Here is an 18,135-nt window from a genome sequence, read left to right on the forward strand (position 1 = left end):
GCGGCCGGGGCCGCCTGGCGCGGCGCGGGCGCCGGGGTCGCCGCAGGTGCGGCGGGGCGGGCGGCGGGCTTGGCGCCGCCACCTGCCGGGTAGGTGTCCCGCAGCTTGCGGACCACCGGCGGCTCGATCGTCGAGGACGCCGAGCGCACGAACTCTCCGAGCTCGTTCAGCTTGGTCATGAGCGACTTGCTGTCGACTCCGAGCTCCTTGGCGAGCTCGTAGACGCGGACCTTGGCCACATCTCTCCCTGTCTCGGTCCGCCCGGACAGGGTCGGACCGTCGTTAGTGCTGGGTACTCATCGCTGGGTACTCATCGGTGCGTGCTCATCGGGCAGCCATCGGCTCTTCGACCCGCTTTCCCTGTTCGACGGTGCACATGCCACCCGGGCGGGTTGCCCTGGCGGCGACGGTCCTCCTCACACCCCGAGGTGCTGCCGGACCGCGGACGTGTCCAGCGACCCTGCGAGACGCAGGGCACGCGGGAACGCACGACGGCGTTCGGCGAGCTCGAGGCACCGAGGATCGGGGTGCAGCCACGCCCCCCGGCCCGGCAGCGCCCGGCGCACGTCGACCACGACCGCGGGATCTCCCGCGTCCGTCGTCGCCGCGACCACGCGCAGCAGGACCGACCTCGGACCGGTCGACCGGCACCCCACGCACGTGCGCACCGGACCCGCGACGACCTCCGCAGCGGGATCCGCTGCGTGGGTGTCGGGGTGGCGCCTGCTCGGCGAGGAGAGCCGAGCGTCCGGCCCAGCCGTGTCCAGTCTAGCGCGCGGGCTCACCGGACTCGACCGGGACCTCGGCCCTCACCGTCGGCGGCGGGCGAGATCGCGGCCTCGGGGGCCTCGCCGGAGTCCGCCGGGGCCTCCTGGGCGTCGGACCGGATGTCGATGCGCCACCCCGTCAGCTTCGCCGCGAGGCGGGCGTTCTGGCCCTCCTTGCCGATCGCGAGCGACAGCTGGTAGTCGGGCACGACGACGCGGGCGGCCCGCGCCGCGGCGTCCACGACCGTGACGGACAGCACACGGGCCGGCGACAGGGCGTGCGCCACCATCTCGGCCGGGTCGTCCGAGTGGTCGACGATGTCGATCTTCTCGCCGTGCAGCTCCGCCATCACCGCGCGGACGCGGGCGCCGAGCGGGCCGATGCACGCGCCCTTGGCCCCGAGGCCCTGCACGTGCGACCGGACCGCCATCTTGGTGCGGTGCCCGGCCTCGCGGGCCAGCGCGGTGATCTCGACGTGGCCGTCGGCGACCTCCGGGACCTCCAGCTCGAAGAGCTTGCGCACCAGGTTCGGGTGCGTGCGGGACAGCGTGATCTGCGCGCCCTTGGAGCCGCGGGACACGTCCAGCACCAGCGCCCGGATCCGCTCGCCGTGCACGTACTCCTCGGTGGGCACCTGCTCGTGCGCCGGCAGGACCGCCTCGGTGCCGCCCACGTCGACCAGGACCACGCGCGGGTCCCGGCCCTGCTGGATGACGCCGCCGAGGACCTCGCCCTCCTTGCCGCGGAACTGCCCGAGCACCTGGTCGTCCTCGGCGTCGCGCAGCCGCTGGACGATCACCTGGCGGGCGGTCGCGGTGGCGATGCGGCCGAAGCCGGCCGGCGTGTCGTCGAACTCGGGGCCGGTCACCGTCGTCGTGGGCGGCACGGCGGTCACCGCGCCGTCGCTGTCCGCGCCCTCGGAGTCGGGCGCCGGGACCACGGTGCGCTCGCGCGCCCACACGGTCACGTGCCCGGTCCGCCGGTCCAGCTCGACGCGCGCGTCCTGCTGCGCGTCCGGCGTCCGGTGGTAGGCGGACAGCAGCGCCTGCTCGATGGCCGAGACCAGCACGTCCAGGCTGATGTCGCGCTCCCGCTCGATGAGCCGCAGCGCCTGCATGTCGATGTCCACGTCAGTCCTCCCGGCCGTCAGGCCCGTCCAGTGCGCCGTCCCCGGCGCCGGCGGCGTCCCCGCCCTTGTCCTTGACCATCTCGATCTCCACCCGGCCGCCGCGCACGTCCTGCAGCGGCACGCGGACCGGGTCGCCGGTCTTCGCCGGCCGGCCCTTGAGCCCCGGCGTCACCGGCGTCACCACCACGGCGTCGTCCGGGGCCCCCGCGTCCGCCCGCTCCACGTCGACCAGCCGCCCGGCCAGCGTCGCGCCGTCGGCGAGCGTCAGCACGACGAGGCGGCCGACGGCACGGACGTAGTGCCGGCGGGCGGTCAGGGGCGCCTCGGCGCCCCGCGTGGAGACCTCGAGGGAGTAGGTGTCGGGCAGGCCGTCCAGGTCGTCCAGCGCCGCCGAGACGGACCGCGAGACCTCCGCGACGCCGTCCAGGTCGAGCGCGTCCTCCGCGTCCTCGACCGCGTCGACCACGACGCGGACGACCGGCCGGCCGCCCTCGCGCGCCAGCTCGACGTCCTCCAGCCACAGCCCGGCGGTGGTCACCACCGGCTCGATGGTCTCCCGGATGCGCTGCGCACTCGTGGGCGCGGGCATGTTGACCTCCTGTGTCGGTCCTCGGTCGGGTGCGCCCGCCGTCGGGCGCACGCCCCACCGGGGACGTCGACGCTGTGTGGTTGTCGGGTCCTGCGCGTGGTGCGGCGCACGGCGACGGGCCGTGTGCTGCGACCAGCGTACTGACTCCCGCCGCGCGCACCCGACGTACGGCTCCCGGCCGGGCCGGCGTGGGAGGATCCGACCCGATGTCCACGGTCCCGCCCCGCGTCCCCGCCCCTCCGCGCCACCGGCTCGGCACCCGCCTGCTCGCGGGCGGGCTCGCGACGGTCGCCGCCGTGCTGCTGTCCGGCTGCGGGCTGCGCTGGGAGACCGACGCGCCGACGGAGCCCCGCCCGGACGCGGCGGAGACGGCCCGGCGCGCCGCCGTGGACGAGGCCCAGGAGCTCGCGGACGCGGCGACCGAGGCCGCTGCGGGCGCCCCGGAGCCCGTCGCCGCGGTCCTCGCGCTGGTGCCCCCCGCGGCCGCCACGCACGTCGACGAGCTCGGCGGCGTCTACGACTCCGGCATCGCGACCCCGACGCCGACCCCCACCGCCACGGCGACCGCGGCACCGGCGACCCCCGCCGACGTGCTGACCCTGCTGGGCACCGCCGCCTCGCGGGCGCGCGCCGACGCCCGGGACGCCGAGGACGCCGGGCGGGCGCGGCTGCTCGCCGCCGTGGCCGCCTCCCGGGCGCAGCTGGCCGAGCGGCTCGCCGCGGCGCTCGGCACGCCCGCACCGGCCGTCGACGCCGACCCCGACGACGCGGGAGAGGCCGGGGGCGGCGCGGCCGACGGCTCGGGGTCCGGCGACGGCTCCGCCGCGAGCCCCGCGCCCTCCGGCCCGGCCTCCGGCGACCCCGCCGCCACGGACTCCCCCGCACCGACCGAGCCCGCCCCTGCCGCGGGCAGCGACCTCGGCCGGACGACGCTCGTCGCGCTCGCCCTCGCCGAGGACCAGACCGGCTTCGGGTTCGAGGTCGCCGCCGCGCGCCTGTCCGGCGACGCCCGGGCCCTCGCGCGCGACTCGGCCCGCGCGCACCGCGCCGCCGCCACCGCGTGGGCCACGGCCGCCGGGGTGGCCGGCACCGCCGACGACCCCCGGCGGGTCACCTACGCGGTCGGCGGCGAGCTCACCGGCGAGGCCGGCGTCCCGGCGTTCTGCGCGGGGCTGCTGAGCGACCTCGCGGCCGTGCACGCGGACGCCGTGCTGGAGACGTCCGCGGGCACGGCCGACCGGACCGCGGCCGTCGACGGCCTGCGCGAGGCGGCCGTCGAGGGCCTCGCGTGGGGCGCGGTGCCGTCGCCGCTGCCCGGTCTGCCCGCGCAGTGACGACGGCCTGAGCGCGAGGCCCAGGCCGCCGGCCTCAGCGCGCGAGCAGCCCGTCCACCAGCTCGGCCACCCGGTCGGCGGCGTCCGCGACCGGGACCTGCTCGGCCTGCGGCCCGCCCTCGACGGCCACCCGCGGCCGCACCTCGACCACGCCGTCCGCCAGGCCGCGCCCGACGACGACCGTCAGCGGCACGCCCAGGAGCTCCGCGTCGGCGAACTTCACGCCGGGCGAGACCTTCGGGCGGTCGTCGTACAGCACCTCGATGCCGCGGGACGACAGGGTCTGCGCCAGCGACTCCGCGGCCTCGAACACCGCCGCGTCCTTGCCGGTCGCGACGACGTGCACGTGCGCCGGTGCGACGCCCGCGGGCCACGCCAGGCCGCGGTCGTCGTGGTTCGCCTCGGCCAGCGCCGCCAGCACGCGGGTGACGCCGATGCCGTAGGAGCCCATCGTGACGACGACGGACTTGCCGTTCTGGTCGAGCACCGTCAGGCCGAGCGCCTGCGCGTACTTGCGGCCGAGGGCGAAGATGTGGCCGATCTCGATGCCGCGCGCGAGCTCCAGCGGGCCGGAGCCGTCGGGCGCGGGGTCGCCGGCGCGGACCTCCGCGGCCTCGACCGTGCCGTCGGCGGTGAAGTCCCGGCCGGCCACGAGGTCGAACACGTGCTTGCCGGGCTCGTTGGCGCCCGTGATCCACCGGGTGCCCGGCACGACGCGCGGGTCGAGCAGGTACCGCACGGCCGTCCGGCCCTCCGCGTCCGCGGCGAGACCGTCCGGGTTGGGGCCGAGCGCCGCGGGGCCGATGTAGCCCTTGACGAGCTCCGGGTGCGCCGCGAAGTCCGCCTCGACGGCGGGCTCCACCTCGGCCGGGCTGACGGCCGCCTCCAGGCGCTTGAGGTCCACCTCGCGGTCGCCGGGCAGGCCGACCACGAGCAGCTCGCGCTCCCCCGTCGGGTGCACGAGCGCGAGCACCACGTTCTTCAGGGTGTCCGCGGCGGTCCAGGCGCGGTCCGGGCGCGCGAACCGCTCGTTCGCGACCGCGACCAGGGAGTCGATGGTCGGCGTGTCCGGGGTGTCCTCCACGTGCGCCGCGGGGGCGTCGTCGAACGGCAGGGCGTCCGGGACCACCGTGGTCACGGCCTCGACGTTGGCCGCGTAGCCGCCCGGCGAGCGCACGAACGTGTCCTCGCCGATGGCCATCGGCGCCAGGAACTCCTCGGAGCGCGAGCCGCCCATCGCCCCGGAGGTGGCGGCGACGATGACGTACTCCAGGCCGAGGCGGTCGAACACCCGCTGGTACGCCTCGCGCTGCGCCTGGTAGGAGGCCTCCAGGCCCGCGTCGTCGACGTCGAACGAGTACGCGTCCTTCATGACGAACTCGCGGCCGCGGATCAGCCCCGCGCGCGGGCGGGCCTCGTCGCGGTACTTCGTCTGGATCTGGTACAGCGCGAGCGGCAGGTCCTTGTACGACGAGTACAGGTCCTTGACCAGGAGCGTGAACATCTCCTCGTGCGTCGGCGCGAGCAGGTAGTCCGCCTCGCGGCGGTCCTTCAGCCGGAAGATGTTCGGCCCGTACTCCGTCCAGCGGCCGGTCGCCTCGTACGGCTCCTTGGGCAGCAGCGCCGGGAAGTGCACCTCCTGGGCGCCCGCGGCGGCCATCTCCTCGCGCACGACCTGCTCGACCTTGCCCAGCACCCGCAGGCCCAGCGGCAGCCAGGTGTAGATCCCGGGGGCGGCGCGGCGGATGTAGCCGGCACGGACGAGCAGCCGGTGGCTGGCCACCTCCGCGTCGGCCGGGTCCTCGCGCAGGGTGCGGACGAACAGGGTGGACAGGCGTAGCAGCATGCCCCGCAGCCTAGTGGGCGGCGCGACCCCGGCTCGGTGCGCCACGATGGGGGCATGCCCGAGCTGCCCGAGGTCGAGTCGCTGGCCGTGTTCCTGCGCGAGCGCGCCGTGGGGCGCACCGTCGCGGCCGTGGAGGTCGGCGCGATCAGCGCCCTGAAGACGTTCAGCCCCGCGCCCGCGGACCTGGCGGGCGGTGCCGTCGTGAGCGCCGACCGGCACGGGAAGTGGCTGGACCTCGGGGTCCGACCGGCGGGCGGCGGCGACCCCCTGCACCTCGTGTTCCACCTGGCCCGGGCGGGGTGGCTGCGCTGGTCCGAGGCGCTGTCCCCGACGCCCGTGCGGCCCGGCAAGTCGCCGCTGGCCCTGCGGGTGCGGCTCGACGACGGCTCCGGCTTCGACCTGACCGAGGCGGGCACCCGCAAGCGGCTCGCGGTCCACGTGGTGCGGGACCCGCGGGAGGTGCCGCCGATCGCGACGCTCGGGGTCGAGCCGCTGTCGCCGGAGTTCACGCGCGAGCGCCTGGGTGAGCTGATGCAGGCCCGCAACCAGCAGATCAAGGGCCTGCTGCGCGACCAGGGCACGATCGCCGGCATCGGCAACGCCTACTCCGACGAGATCCTGCTGGTGGCCCGCACCAGCCCGTTCGCGCTGACGCGGTCGTTCGACGCCGACAAGGTCGCGCGGCTGCACGCCGCCACCCTCGCGGTGCTCACCGAGGCGATCGCGGCCGCCGCGGGACGCCCCGCAGCGGAGCTCAAGGACGCCAAGCGCCGCGGGATGCGGGTGCACGGCCGCACCGGCGAGCCCTGCCCGGGCTGGGACGGTGTGCCCTGCGGGGACACGGTGCACGAGGTGTCGTTCGCCGACTCCTCGCTGCAGTACTGCCCCACCTGCCAGACCGGCGGCACCCCGCTGGCCGACCGGCGGATGTCCCGCCTGCTGCGCTGAGGCCCGCGAGGGCGTTCACGGGTCCCGCACAGGATCCGGCCGGAGGCTGCACCTCCCCCGCCTGCGCCCCGACCACCGCGCTTCCTACCGTGGGGGCATGGCCCACCCCACCCGCGCCGTCCGTCACGGCCGTGCCGTCCTGCGCCCCGCGCGCCACGCCCGCCGCACCCGCGCCGGGCGCCGGGTCGCGCGCACCGCGGCCCTGACCGCCGGCGTCCTGGCCCTCAGCGGCACGACCGGCGCCGCCGCGCTCTACGGGCAGGTGCAGAGCGGGATCGAGGGCGCCGACGTGGACGCGTTCCTCGCCGACGACCGGCCCGTCGAGGAGGCGCCGCCCAGCGACGGGTACGCCGGCCGCGCGCTGAACATCCTGGTGATGGGCACGGACAGCCGGGACGGCGAGAACGCCGCGCTGGCGGGCGAGGAGGAGGGCATGCGCTCGGACACGACCGTGCTCGTGCACCTGTCCGCCGACCGCACCCGCGTCGACCTCGTGTCGATCCCCCGCGACTCACTGGTCCGGCTGCCCGCCTGCACCCTGGAGGACGGCAGCACCACCGAGCCGCGCGAGTCGGCGATGTTCAACTCGGCGTTCGAGACCGGCGCCGGCGAGACGCAGAACATCGCGGCCGCCGCGGCGTGCACGCGGCGCACCTTCGAGGAGAACACCGGCCTGGTCACGGACGAGAGCATCGTCGTGAAGATGGACGGGGTCCGGGACGTGATCGACGCCCTGGGCGGCGTCCCGATGGACCTGCCCGAGGCGATGGACTCCCCCAAGGCCGGCCTGCACGTCCCCGCGGGCCCGCAGGTGTTCGACGGCACGACCGCGCTCGCGTTCCTGCGCGCCCGCACCGGGACCGGCAACGGCCTGGAGACCGGGTCGGACCTCGGGCGCATCGAGCGGCAGCAGCAGCTGCTCGACGCCCTGGCCACGCAGGTGCAGGGCACGGACGTCCTCGCGGACCCGGGCGCGCTGATGCCCCTGCTCGGCAGCGTGACGCGGTCCCTGTCGATCAGCGAGGGCCTGGCGGACGTGCGCTCGCTCGCCGGCCTGGCGCTGACGCTCCGGGACGTCGACCCCGCGTCGCTCAGCCCGGTCACCGTGCCGACCGTCCCCGCACCGCAGGACGAGTACCGCGTGGTGTGGACCGACGAGGCGGAGGACCTGTGGCAGCGGCTGCGCGAGGACCGGCCGCTGACGGACGCTCCGGCGGCCGGGACCACGACCGGCACGGCGACCGCGGGCGCGACCGCCTAGAAGAGCACCGTCGCGTACGTGCCGACCTGCCGGAACCCCACCGCGCGGTAGGCGGCGAGCGCCCGCTCGTTGTAGTGGTTCGCGTACAGCGACACGACGGGCGCGACATCCCGCCGGGTGGTCGCGACGACCGCGGCCATCCCGCCCTCGGAGAGGCGCTCCCCGCGGCGCACGGGGTCGACCCACACGCCCTGCACCTGGGCGACGCCCCCGGCGACCGCGCCGAGCTCCGCCTTGAACACCACCTGCGGCCCGGCGTCGCCCCGCTCGACGCGCACGAACGACCGGCCCTCGCGGATCAGCGACCGCACCCGGGCCTCGTACGCCCCGCCGGTGCCGCCGATCGGCGAGTAGCCGACCTCCTCGGTGAACATCCGCACGCAGGCGGGCAGCACGATGTCGTACTCCTCGGGCGCGGACCGCCGCACCTCGGGGTCCGGCGCGACCACCGGGTCGGCGTCGATCACCATCGAGGGCTGGTTCTCGCGCACCTCGCGGACGGCGCCCCAGGTCGGCGCCAGCCGGTCCCACAGGCCCAGCACCGCGGGGGCGTCGCCGACCACCGAGGAGCACCGGCGCCCCTGCGTGCGGCCGAACGCGGCGAACGCGTCGAGGGCCGCGGTGCGGTGGGCGGCTTCGGGGACGACCGGGACCAGGTTGGCGCCCGCCCAGCAGATCGCGACGAGCGCGCCGTCGACCTCGTAGCCCCAGACCTGGCCGCCCACCCGGCGCAGCCCCGCACGCTCCGCCTGCTCGAGGCGGGTGGTGGCGAGCACGGCCGCGACCGGGTCCTGCGCGCAGACGGCCAGCGCCCGCGGCACGTCGAGCTCGCCGAGCACCCGGGCCGACCCGGGGCCGGTCCGCAGGTGGCCGCCGGCCACGTCCTGCCAGACGCCGCGCACCGGTGTCAGCCCACCGTGACCACGGGGCCGCCCGCACCGGGCTGCGTCGCGTCCATCTCGTCCGCCAGGCGCATGGCCTCGTCGATCAGCGTCTCGACGATCGCGTGCTCCGGCACCGTGCGGACCACCTGGCCGCGGACGAAGATCTGCCCCTTGCCGTTGCCGGACGCCACGCCGAGGTCCGCCTCGCGGGCCTCGCCCGGGCCGTTCACGACGCAGCCCATCACGGCGACCCGCAGCGGCACCTCCAGGCCCTCGAGCCCCGCGGTGACGCGCTCGGCGAGCGAGTAGACGTCCACCTGCGCCCGGCCGCACGAGGGGCAGGACACGATCTCGAGCTTCCGCGGCCGCAGGTTGAGCGACTGGAGGATCTGGATGCCGACCTTGACCTCCTCGACGGGCGGCGCGGACAGGGACACGCGGATGGTGTCGCCGATGCCCTTGCTCAGCAGCGCGCCGAACGCGGTGGCCGACTTGATCGTGCCCTGGAACGCCGGGCCCGCCTCGGTCACGCCGAGGTGCAGCGGCCAGTCGCCGCGCTCGGACAGCAGCTCGTAGGCGCGGACCATCACGACGGGGTCGTTGTGCTTCACGGAGATCTTGAAGTCGTGGAAGTCGTGCTCCTCGAACAGCGAGGCCTCCCACACGGCGGAATCCACGAGGGCCTCGGGGGTCGCCTTCCCGTACTTGGCGAGCAGGCGCGGGTCGAGCGAGCCGGCGTTGACCCCGATCCGCAGCGAGACGCCGGCGGCCTGCGCGGCCCGGGCGATCTCCTTGACCTGGTCGTCGAACTTGCGGATGTTCCCCGGGTTGACCCGGACCGCCGCGCAGCCCGCGTCGATCGCGGCGAACACGTACCGGGGCTGGAAGTGGATGTCGGCGATCACGGGGATCTGCGACTTGCGCGCGATGGCCGGCAGCGCGTCCGCGTCGTCCTGGCTCGGCACGGCGACCCGGACGATGTCGCAGCCCGCCGCGGTGAGCTCCGCGATCTGCTGGAGCGTGGCGTTGACGTCCGAGGTGAGCGTCGTCGTCATCGACTGCACGCTGACCGGGGCGTCGCCCCCGACCTCGACCTTGCCCACGCGGATCTTGCGGGTGGGTCGCCGCGGTGCCAGGACCGGGGCGGGGGCCTCGGGCATGCCGAGGCTGATCGGGATGCTCACCCGGCCATCATCGCACCGCAGCGCGCCGTCGCACCCTGCGCCGCGCGCGCCTCAGGCTGCTCTCAGCCGCCGCGGGTCAGCCCAGGGACACGGGGCTGACGATGTCGGCGTACGCCAGCAGCAGCCCCATCCCGCCGAGCAGCACGAACACCCCGAGGGCGAGCGGCTGCAGCCGCGCGGCATCGGCGGGCCGGGGCCGCGGCAGGTTCCGCAGCCGGGCGACCTGGCGCTTGAGCCCCTCCCACAGCGCGGCGGCGACGTGCCCGCCGTCGAGTGGCACCAGCGGCACCAGGTTGAACACGAACAGCGCGATGTTGAGGGAGGCGAGCAGGCCGAGCATCGCCGAGACCCGGTCGACCACGCCGACACCGGGCGCGTCCGAGGACGCGACGTCGCCGGCCAGGCGGGCCACGCCCACCGGCCCGAGCACGCCCGACGCGTCGCGCTCCTCGCCGCCGGTCACGCTGCGGGCGACGTCCACGAGGTTCGCGGGCAGGGTGACGACGGCCCGGCCGGTCTGCCACACGGCGTCGGCCGTCACCGAGACCACCTCCGACGCGGGCTGGCGCTGCAGCTCCGTGCCGGGGCTCACGCCCAGGAAGCCGACCTCGGCGGTCACGGGGTCGCCCGCGTCGTCCAGCACCGGCTGACCGTCGTCGTCCGTGACGGGACGCTCGGCCACCACGGGCGTGACGGACAGGGTCACCCGCTCCCCGTCGCGCTCGACGACCACCGGCACGGCCTCCTCGCCGGTGCCGCGGATCATCCCGCTGAGCTGGGCCCAGGACTCGACCGGGGCGCCGTCGTACTCCACCACGGTGTCCCCGGGCCGCAGGCCGGCGGCGGCCCCGGGCGCCTCGGGGTCCGACGCGGAGCACTCCGTCGCGGTGGAGCCCGCGGGCAGCACGCACTGGCTGACGGACGCGAGGGTCGTGCTCGCCGTCTGGGTCCCGATGCCCACGAACAGCACGGCGAGCAGCACGACGGCGATCAGCAGGTTCATCACCGGCCCGCCGAGCATCACCACGAGCTTCTTGGGCGTCGAGAGGCGGTAGAACGCCCGGTGGTCCTCGCCGGGACGGATCTCCTCCGCGCTCGCCTCCCGGGCGTCGGCCGCCATCCGGCTGAAGAAGCCGCGCACCGGCGGGTTCCCGACCGCGTCGGGCGTCGGGTACATGCCGATCAGCCGGACGTACCCGCCGAGCGGGATCGCCTTGACGCCGTACTCGGTCTCGCCCCGGGTCCGCGACCACAGCGTGGGGCCGAAGCCCACCATGTACTGGCTCACCCGCACGCCGAACCGCTTGGCGGGGACCATGTGGCCGACCTCGTGCAGGGCGATGGACACCAGGATGCCCACGACGAGGACGAGCACGCCGATCGCGTACGCCATCAGGTCACAGCTCCGTTCTGCTCGGGACGGTCGACCCCCCATCCTGCCCCTTCAGCCTGAAGAGCGGCTGGACGTCCGCAGCGGGTCCGGCGTCCTCGACCTCCACGCGGTCCCGGCCGCCACGCTTCGCGCGGTACATCAGGGTGTCGACGCGCTCCAGGGCATCCGCCGGCTGCTCCCCCGGCCGCAGCGCCGTCACGCCCAGGCTCGCGGTCACGTCGACCGCCACCTCGCGGCGCACCTCGGTGGGCAGCGCGGCGCGCAGGCGCTCGGCCAGGGCACCCGCGTCCGCCAGCCCCATGCCCGGCGCCACGACCAGGAACTCCTCGCCGCCGAGCCGCGCCACGAGGTCGCCGGACCGCACGTGCTGCTCCAGGGCGTGCGCCACCGCGACCAGCACCCGGTCCCCGACGGCGTGCCCGTGCACGTCGTTGACGGCCTTGAACCGGTCGAGGTCCAGGTACACCAGCGCGACGTCGAGCCCCGACCCGACGACCCCCGCCTGGTACGCGAGCTCGTCCTCGAGCCGGCGGCGGTTCGCGGCCCCGGTCAGCGGGTCCCGGTAGGCCATCTCGCGCATCGACGCGGCCTCGGCGCTCGCGTGCTCCGCGACCAGGAACGCGCGGGTCGCGTGCTCCTTGGTCCGCGACAGCACCCACACCATCGCCGCGAGCACCGCCAGGTAGACGGCGTAGCGCACCAGGTCGACGACGTGCTGGCGGGTGCTGCCGTCCCCCGGGCCGAGGGCCAGCCCCACGGAGCCGACCACCACCACGAGCACCACCACGGCCCCCGCGTGCAGGGCGGCCACCCGGTTCGGGTACACGAGGTAGCCGATGACCACGAACAGCGCCAGCCCCATGAACGTCGTCGGGAACAGCGCGGACCAGCCGCCCCCGACGTCGGTCGCCAGCCGGCTGCCCATCGTCACCAGCCACAGCACGTCCAGGCCGGTCAGGACCACGCGGGACACGGGGATGGTCGCGCGCGGGTGGCGCAGCACCAGCCACGCGAACAGCAGCACCACGACGAGCAGGGCCGGGGAGACGCCGCGCAGCAGGGGGTCGTCCCAGCGCAGCACCAGCACGGCGACCACCGCGACCGCCCCGACCAGCAGGCACACCAGGAGCACGCGGCGGATCAGGCCCAGGGTGGGGTCACCGGCCCGCCGGGCCACGGGCAGGTCCCGGTGCGGCGGAGACGGTGCGGACATGGCGGCTCGCGTTCCGGGTCGGCGGGTGCTGGCACGGTACCTCCGCCGGAGCGCCGCGGACCCGTCCGGAGGGCGGGATCACCCGGAGATCACCCGCTGAGGCGCTCGTCCATCCCCCACGCGGACCCGTACCCGGCGGGCTCGGGGGCCGCGAGCAGGTCCAGGAACGGCACGGCGTCGAACGCCTCGGGCCCCAGCACGCCGGTGCCGCCCCAGCGCCCGTCGGCGAGCAGCTCCAGGGCGACGACGGGGTTGACCGCGGTCTGCCAGACCACGCACTGCGCGCCGTACTCGGCCATCGACCAGGCGTTGTCGACGACGTGGTGCAGGTACACCTCCCGCGGCCGCCCGTCGGTGCCCGTGCCGGTGACGAGGAGCCCGGCGCACGTCGCGCCCGACATCCTGGGCCCGATCGACGCCGGGTCGGGCAGCACGGCGGCGACGACGTCGCGGGGGCTGACCTCGACCCCGCCGACCCGCACCGGCGCGGTCGAGTCCAGGCCCAGGGTGTGCAGCGTCCGCAGCACCCCGATGAACTCCTCCCCCAGCCCGTACTTGAACGTCACGCGCTCGGCGTCCACCCACCGCGGCATGAGCAGCACCTCCTCGTGCTCGACGTGCACGCACTCCACGGGACCGATCGGCGCCGGGAAGTCGAAGACCTCCGGCTCGTGGAACGGCGGCACGGTGTGCCAGCCGGCGTCGCGGTCCCCGGCCGCCCGGGCGCGCGCCGCGTCGTAGACGACCGGCGGGTTCAGGCACTCCTCGATGGTGGTCCAGATGGAGAACGACGGGGCGAACACCGGCTCCCCGTCCTCGCCGCGGACCACGAGGTTCGCGCCGTCCCGGACGCCGAGCTCGTCGATCCGGGAGAACAGGTGGTCGGCGGCGTACCGCGCGAACACGTCGGACAGGCCGGGCTCCACGCCCATCCCGACCAGCGCGAGCCGGCCCGCTCCGGTCCACGCGGCGTCGGCCGCGAACTGGGCGTCGCCGAGCTTCACGCCCGTCCGCTCGTACGGCGCGGTGGGGTGCGGGGTGGACAGCGACATCGCCATGTCGAGGTAGTCGACCCCGGCGGCCAGCGCCGCGGTGAACACCGGCATGACGAACCGCGGGTCGACCGCGTTCAGGACGTGGGTCGCGGCGTGCTCCCGCAGCAGACGCTCGACCGAGCCCGGGTCCGAGGCGTCGACGACCGCCGCCACGAACCGCCCGCCGACCACGTCCCGCCCGCCGGCGGCGGCCACGGTGCGCGCCGCCCGGTCCGGGTCGCGGTCCGCGACCACCATCAGCTCGAAGAACTCCCGGCGGGCGGCGATCCGGGCGACAGCGTCGCCCACCCCGCCGCTCCCGACCACGACGACACGCATGGTGCTCCTCTCCTCCGGGCGCCTCACCGGCGCCGCCGCCCGCTGCGGACGACCTGGACCCCCACGACCACCAGCAGCGAGAGGGCGAACATGAAGGACCCGATGACGTTGGCCTGCGGCGGGATGCCGCGCGTCGCCGAGACGTAGACGAACTTCGGGAAAGTGGCGAAGCTGCCGGAGGTGAAGTTCGTGACGATGAAGTCGTCGAAGCTCAGCGAGAACGCCAGCAGCGCGGCGGCCGCGATCCCGGGGACCAGCAGCGGGAACGTGACCTTCCAGAACGCCTGCCAGGGCGTGGCGAACAGGTCGGCCGCGGCCTCCTCGAGCCGGGGGTCGAGCGACGCGACCCGCGCCTTGACGGTGACGACCACGAACGAGACGCAGAACATCACGTGCGCGGCGACGACCGTCCAGAACCCGAGCTGCACCCGCAGCGACAGGAACTGCGCGAGCAGGGCCGCACCGAGCACCACCTCGGGCGTGGACATGGGCAGGAAGATCAGCAGGTTCGCCAGCGCCCGGCCGCGGAACCGGTAGCGCACCAGGGCGATCGCGATCAGCGTGCCGAGCGCGGTCGCCACCAGCGTGGACAGCAGCCCCACCTGGATCGAGTGCGCGAACGCCTCGCAGACCTGCGGCGCCCCGCACGGGTTCCGCCAGGCGTCGAGCGTGAACCCGCGCCAGACGAGGTTGGTCTTGCCCGCGTCGTTGAACGAGAAGGCGATCGTGTAGGCCACCGGGACGAGCAGGTAGACGAAGCCCAGGCCGGCGAACACCGGGACGACCGCCCCGCCGAGACGCCACCGGCGCCGCCGCGAGGGTGCCGGTGCGACAGCGCGCTCCACCGGCGCCGCGGTGCGCGCGACCGCGGGGGCGCTCACAGCAGCTCCTCCGTGCCGGACCGCCGGACGTACAGCCCGACCAGCACGAGGATCGCCACCATGAGCACCACCGACAGCGCCGCGGCGGTCGGGTAGTCGAGCACCTTGAAGAACCGCGCGTCGACGACCTGGCCGATCATCGCCGTGTCCGTGCTGTTGCCGAGCAGGCTGGAGTTCACGTAGTCACCGGTCGCCGGGATGAACGTGAGCAGCGTCCCGGAGACGACGCCCGGCATCGACAGCGGCAGGGTCACCGTGCGGAACGTCGTGACCGGGCGGGCGTACAGGTCGCCGCCGGCCTCGACCAGGCGCGGGTCCAGCCGCTCCAGGCTGGCGTAGATCGGCAGGACCATGAACGGCAGGAAGTTGTAGGTCAGTCCCGCGACGACGGCGAACGCGGTCGCGGTGAGCCGCCCGTCCGGCGGGAGCAGGTGCAGCCAGCGCAGGGCCTGCACCACGAACGCGTCGTCGGCGAGGATCTGCTTCCAGGCGATCGTGCGCAGGATGAAGCTCGTGAAGAACGGGGCGACGACCAGCACCAGCAGGACGCCCTGCAGCAGGGTCCGGCCCCGGGCGCGCACCGCGATCGCGTAGGCGAGCGGGTAGCCGATGACGAGCGCCGCGACGGTCGCGAGCAGCGCGAAGGCGAACGACCGCACGATCTGCGGCCAGAACTGCGCGAGCGCCTCGGTGTAGTTCTGCCAGTGCAGCGCCGGCTGGAACTGCCCGACGTCGCCGCCGGGCACCGGCACGTACAGCGACGTGGCGAGCAGCGCGCCGACCGGCACGACGAAGAACAGCACGAGGTACGCGGTGCCCGGCAGCATCAGCCCGAAGGCCCCCGACCGTGAGCGCCAGGTGGGGGCCGGGGCGGGTGCCTGCGGAGCGGCGTCCGTGAGGGCGGCGGCGATGCTCATGCCGCCTCCGCGTCACCGTCGGCGGCCCCGTCGGCGTCGAGCCCGAACGTGAACTCCACCGCCCACGCGAGGCGGACCTCGTCGCCGACGGACAGCGTGGCGCCGCCCACGAGGTTCTGCGCGAACACGCCGAAGGTGCCGACCCCGGGCAGCGCCACCTGGTACTGCGTGCTCACACCGGCGAACGCGACGTCGGTGACGGTCCCGGGGCCCAGCACGTTGGCCCCCGGCGCCACGAGCGCGGGGTCCTGCCCCGGACCGAGGACCCGGATCTTCTCGGGCCGCACGCCGACGAGCACCCGGCCGCTCGTGCGCACGGCCCGGTCGGCGGGGACGCGCACCCGGGTGCCCGCGACCGCTACGCCGATGGTGCCGTCCGCGCCGGGGGCGTCGACGACCTCCCCCGCGACGAGGTTCGACTGCCCGAGGAAGCTCGCCACGAACGCCGTGCGCGGCAGCTCGTACAGGTCCGCGGGGCTGCCCATCTGCTCGATGCGCCCGTGGTTCATCACCGCGACGGTGTCGGCCATCGTCATGGCCTCCTCCTGGTCGTGGGTGACGTGCACGAACGTGAGGCCCACGTCGGTCTGGATCCGCTTGAGCTCGAGCTGCATCTGGCGGCGCAGCTTCAGGTCGAGCGCGCCGAGCGGCTCGTCGAGCAGGAGCACCGCCGGGTTGTTCACCAGGGCGCGCGCCAGGGCGACGCGTTGCTGCTGGCCCCCGGACAGCTGGGCCGGGCGCCGGTCGGCCAGGTGCCCGAGCTGGACCAGGTCGAGCCCCTCGCGCGCCAGCCGCGCGGCGTCGGCCACGCGGCGGCGGCGCAGGCCGAACGCCACGTTGTCCAGCACCGACAGGTGCGGGAACAGCGCGTAGCTCTGGAACACCGTGTTCACCGGGCGCTGGTGCGCGCCGGTCCCGGTGACCTCGCGGCCGCCGATCGACAGGGCGCCGGACGTCGGCTGCTCCAGCCCCGCGACCATCCGCAGCGTCGTGGTCTTGCCGCAGCCGGACGGGCCGAGCAGGGCGAAGAACGAGCCGGACGGCACGGTGAGCGTGAGGTCGTCGACCGCGGTGAAGGCGCCGAACGTCTTGGTGACGCCCCAGATCTCGAGCGCCGCACCGGCGCGGGCGGGTGCCGTGGCGCTCATGCCCCGATCACGTCCAGGAACGCGCCGTTGTAGGTGGTCTCCTCCTCGGGCGTGAGGGTGCGGAACACGTGCGCCGTGGCGAGCGTCGCCTCGTCGGGGAAGATCATCGGGTTCGCGGCGAGCTCCGGGTCGATGGCCTCCATGGCCTCCTGGGCGCCCTGCACCGGGGTGATGTAGTTGACCCACGCGGCCACCTGCGCCGCGACCTCCGGGTCGTAGTAGTGGTCCAGCACGGCCTCGGCGTTCGCCTTGTGCGTCGCGCCGACCGGGATGAGCAGGTTGTCGCTCCAGAGGGTGCCGCCGGCCTCGGGGATCGCGAACGCGAACCGGTCGTCGTTCTCGTAGTTCAGCGCCGTGATGTCCCCGGACCAGCCGATGACCGCGACCGCGTCGCCGCTGACGAGGTCCTGCGCGTAGGAGTTGCCGCGCACCTGGCGGATGTGGCCGGACCCGATCTTCTCCCGCAGCACGGCGAGCGCCGCCTCGAACTCCGTCTCCCCCCAGTCGCCCGAGGGGTCGACGCCCTGGTCGAGCATGATGAGGCCGATCGTGTCGCGCATCTCCGAGAGCACCTCGACCTTGCCGGCGAGCTCGGGCGCCCACAGGTCCGACAGGCCGGTCATGCCCGACGGCACCGCGTCCTTCGCCCACGCCAGGCCGCCGAACCCGGACTGCCACGTGAGCGAGTGCGTGCGGCCGGGGTCGAAGTCGACGTCGGCGAGGCCCGGCAGGATGTTGTCGGCGTTCGGGATCGCCGACCGGTCGAGCTCCTGGGTGTAGCCGAGCCGGATCAGCCGGGCCGCCATCCAGTCGGTCAGGGTGACGATGTCGTACCCGATGTCCTGGCCGTTCGCGAGCTGACCGGAGACCTTGCCGTAGAACGAGTCGTTGTCGTCGATGTCCTCCGTGTACTCGACCTCGATGCCCGACTCCGCGGTGAACGCCTCGAGCGTCGGGTACCCGGTGCCGGCCTCGTCCTGGTCGAGGTACAGCGTCCAGTTGGCCCAGCGCACGAGCTTCTCGCTGTCCGACAGGTCGGTGGCCGCGGTCGCCGAGGTCCCCGACGCGGGGCTGCCACCGGTGCCGCACGCGGCGAGCAGCACCCCCGCGCCGATGCCGCCGACGGCGCCGGTGAGGAACTGCCGTCGGGAGGGGCCCGCGGGGAGGGCGGCCGGCGGACGCCGGCGCCCGTGGCGCTGCATCGCGGCGATCAGGGCGCGTGCGCGCGGGTCGGCCGGGAGGGGGCGGCGAGGGGACATCGTGCTCC

The 18,135-nt window shown here is 75.1% G+C and carries 17 protein-coding genes; 3 read left to right on the forward strand and 14 right to left on the reverse strand.

What is annotated here, in order from left to right; translation table 11 throughout:
- The 4 genes from KJP73_RS16400 to rimP form a co-directional block, all read right to left on the reverse strand.
- Nucleotides 1–239: translation initiation factor IF-2 N-terminal domain-containing protein (locus KJP73_RS16400; protein WP_213283953.1), on the reverse strand; the 239-nt coding region annotated here is incomplete at its 3' end.
- Nucleotides 240–416: 177 nt separating this feature from the next.
- Nucleotides 417–785 (reverse strand): YlxR family protein, encoded by a 369-nt coding sequence (locus KJP73_RS16405; protein WP_213283954.1) that lies wholly within the window; start codon nucleotides 783–785, stop codon nucleotides 417–419.
- The gene (gene nusA, locus KJP73_RS16410) at nucleotides 782–1,897 is read right to left on the reverse strand and encodes a transcription termination factor NusA (RefSeq protein ID WP_213283955.1); all 1,116 of its coding nucleotides are present in this window, start codon (nucleotides 1,895–1,897) and stop codon (nucleotides 782–784) included. Before nusA ends, KJP73_RS16405 begins: the two co-directional genes overlap by 4 nt.
- Before the next feature lies 1 nt (nucleotide 1,898).
- On the reverse strand, nucleotides 1,899–2,486 hold the full coding sequence (gene rimP / locus KJP73_RS16415; protein WP_213283956.1) for a ribosome maturation factor RimP: 588 nt from the start codon (nucleotides 2,484–2,486) through the stop codon (nucleotides 1,899–1,901).
- Between the two features lie 206 nt (nucleotides 2,487–2,692).
- On the opposite strand from rimP, the gene KJP73_RS16420 reads away from it, so the two are divergent.
- Nucleotides 2,693–3,820 (forward strand): DUF4439 domain-containing protein, encoded by a 1,128-nt coding sequence (locus tag KJP73_RS16420; protein ID WP_213283957.1) that lies wholly within the window; start codon nucleotides 2,693–2,695, stop codon nucleotides 3,818–3,820.
- A 34-nt stretch (nucleotides 3,821–3,854) separates the two neighbouring features.
- Here the strand turns inward: KJP73_RS16420 and KJP73_RS16425 are convergent, their stop codons facing one another.
- Nucleotides 3,855–5,666, reverse strand: a complete 1,812-nt coding sequence (locus tag KJP73_RS16425; protein WP_213283958.1) for a proline--tRNA ligase — start codon at nucleotides 5,664–5,666, stop codon at nucleotides 3,855–3,857.
- Between the two features lie 54 nt (nucleotides 5,667–5,720).
- Between KJP73_RS16425 and KJP73_RS16430 the strand changes: the two genes are divergently transcribed.
- Complete coding sequence (locus KJP73_RS16430) at nucleotides 5,721–6,614, forward strand: DNA-formamidopyrimidine glycosylase family protein (protein ID WP_213283959.1); 894 nt, start codon at nucleotides 5,721–5,723, stop codon at nucleotides 6,612–6,614.
- Between the two features lie 97 nt (nucleotides 6,615–6,711).
- Entirely contained in the window at nucleotides 6,712–7,875 is a 1,164-nt protein-coding gene (locus tag KJP73_RS16435) for an LCP family protein (RefSeq protein WP_213283960.1), read from the forward strand.
- Here KJP73_RS16435 and KJP73_RS16440 read toward each other — a convergent pair.
- The 9 genes from KJP73_RS16440 to KJP73_RS16480 all read right to left on the reverse strand — a co-directional run bounded on the left by KJP73_RS16440 (nucleotide 7,872) and on the right by KJP73_RS16480 (nucleotide 18,127).
- Nucleotides 7,872–8,777: a DUF4081 domain-containing GNAT family N-acetyltransferase gene (locus KJP73_RS16440; RefSeq protein ID WP_249669471.1), complete on the reverse strand. Its 906-nt coding sequence runs from the start codon at nucleotides 8,775–8,777 to the stop codon at nucleotides 7,872–7,874. The two genes, KJP73_RS16435 and KJP73_RS16440, sit on opposite strands and share 4 nt — an antisense overlap.
- A 5-nt stretch (nucleotides 8,778–8,782) precedes the next feature.
- Nucleotides 8,783–9,943 carry a flavodoxin-dependent (E)-4-hydroxy-3-methylbut-2-enyl-diphosphate synthase gene (ispG, locus tag KJP73_RS16445; RefSeq protein WP_213283961.1) on the reverse strand — a complete coding sequence of 387 codons (1,161 nt, stop codon included), beginning with the start codon at nucleotides 9,941–9,943 and terminating at the stop codon, nucleotides 8,783–8,785.
- Between the two features lie 76 nt (nucleotides 9,944–10,019).
- A complete protein-coding gene (locus KJP73_RS16450; RefSeq protein WP_213283962.1) occupies nucleotides 10,020–11,336 on the reverse strand; it encodes a M50 family metallopeptidase in 1,317 nt (438 codons plus the stop codon).
- A 4-nt stretch (nucleotides 11,337–11,340) separates the two neighbouring features.
- Nucleotides 11,341–12,549 carry a GGDEF domain-containing protein gene (locus KJP73_RS16455; protein WP_213283963.1) on the reverse strand — a complete coding sequence of 403 codons (1,209 nt, stop codon included), beginning with the start codon at nucleotides 12,547–12,549 and terminating at the stop codon, nucleotides 11,341–11,343.
- 89 nt (nucleotides 12,550–12,638) lie between these two features.
- Nucleotides 12,639–13,922, reverse strand: a complete 1,284-nt coding sequence (locus tag KJP73_RS16460) for a saccharopine dehydrogenase family protein (protein WP_213283964.1) — start codon at nucleotides 13,920–13,922, stop codon at nucleotides 12,639–12,641.
- A 23-nt stretch (nucleotides 13,923–13,945) separates the two neighbouring features.
- On the reverse strand, nucleotides 13,946–14,767 hold the full coding sequence (locus tag KJP73_RS16465; RefSeq protein WP_213283968.1) for an ABC transporter permease: 822 nt from the start codon (nucleotides 14,765–14,767) through the stop codon (nucleotides 13,946–13,948).
- Nucleotides 14,768–14,799: 32 nt separating this feature from the next.
- Entirely contained in the window at nucleotides 14,800–15,720 is a 921-nt protein-coding gene (locus KJP73_RS16470; protein WP_213283965.1) for an ABC transporter permease, read from the reverse strand.
- Nucleotides 15,717–16,868, reverse strand: coding sequence for an ABC transporter ATP-binding protein (locus KJP73_RS16475; protein ID WP_213283966.1), 1,152 nt, complete (start codon nucleotides 16,866–16,868; stop codon nucleotides 15,717–15,719). Before KJP73_RS16475 ends, KJP73_RS16470 begins: the two co-directional genes overlap by 4 nt.
- Complete coding sequence (locus tag KJP73_RS16480; RefSeq protein ID WP_213283969.1) at nucleotides 16,865–18,127, reverse strand: ABC transporter substrate-binding protein; 1,263 nt, start codon at nucleotides 18,125–18,127, stop codon at nucleotides 16,865–16,867. Before KJP73_RS16480 ends, KJP73_RS16475 begins: the two co-directional genes overlap by 4 nt.
- Between the last annotated feature and the right edge of the window lie 8 nt (nucleotides 18,128–18,135).

Origin of the sequence: Cellulomonas hominis, assembly GCF_901521055.1 — a bacterium.
GTDB lineage: Bacteria > Actinomycetota > Actinomycetes > Actinomycetales > Cellulomonadaceae > Cellulomonas > Cellulomonas endometrii.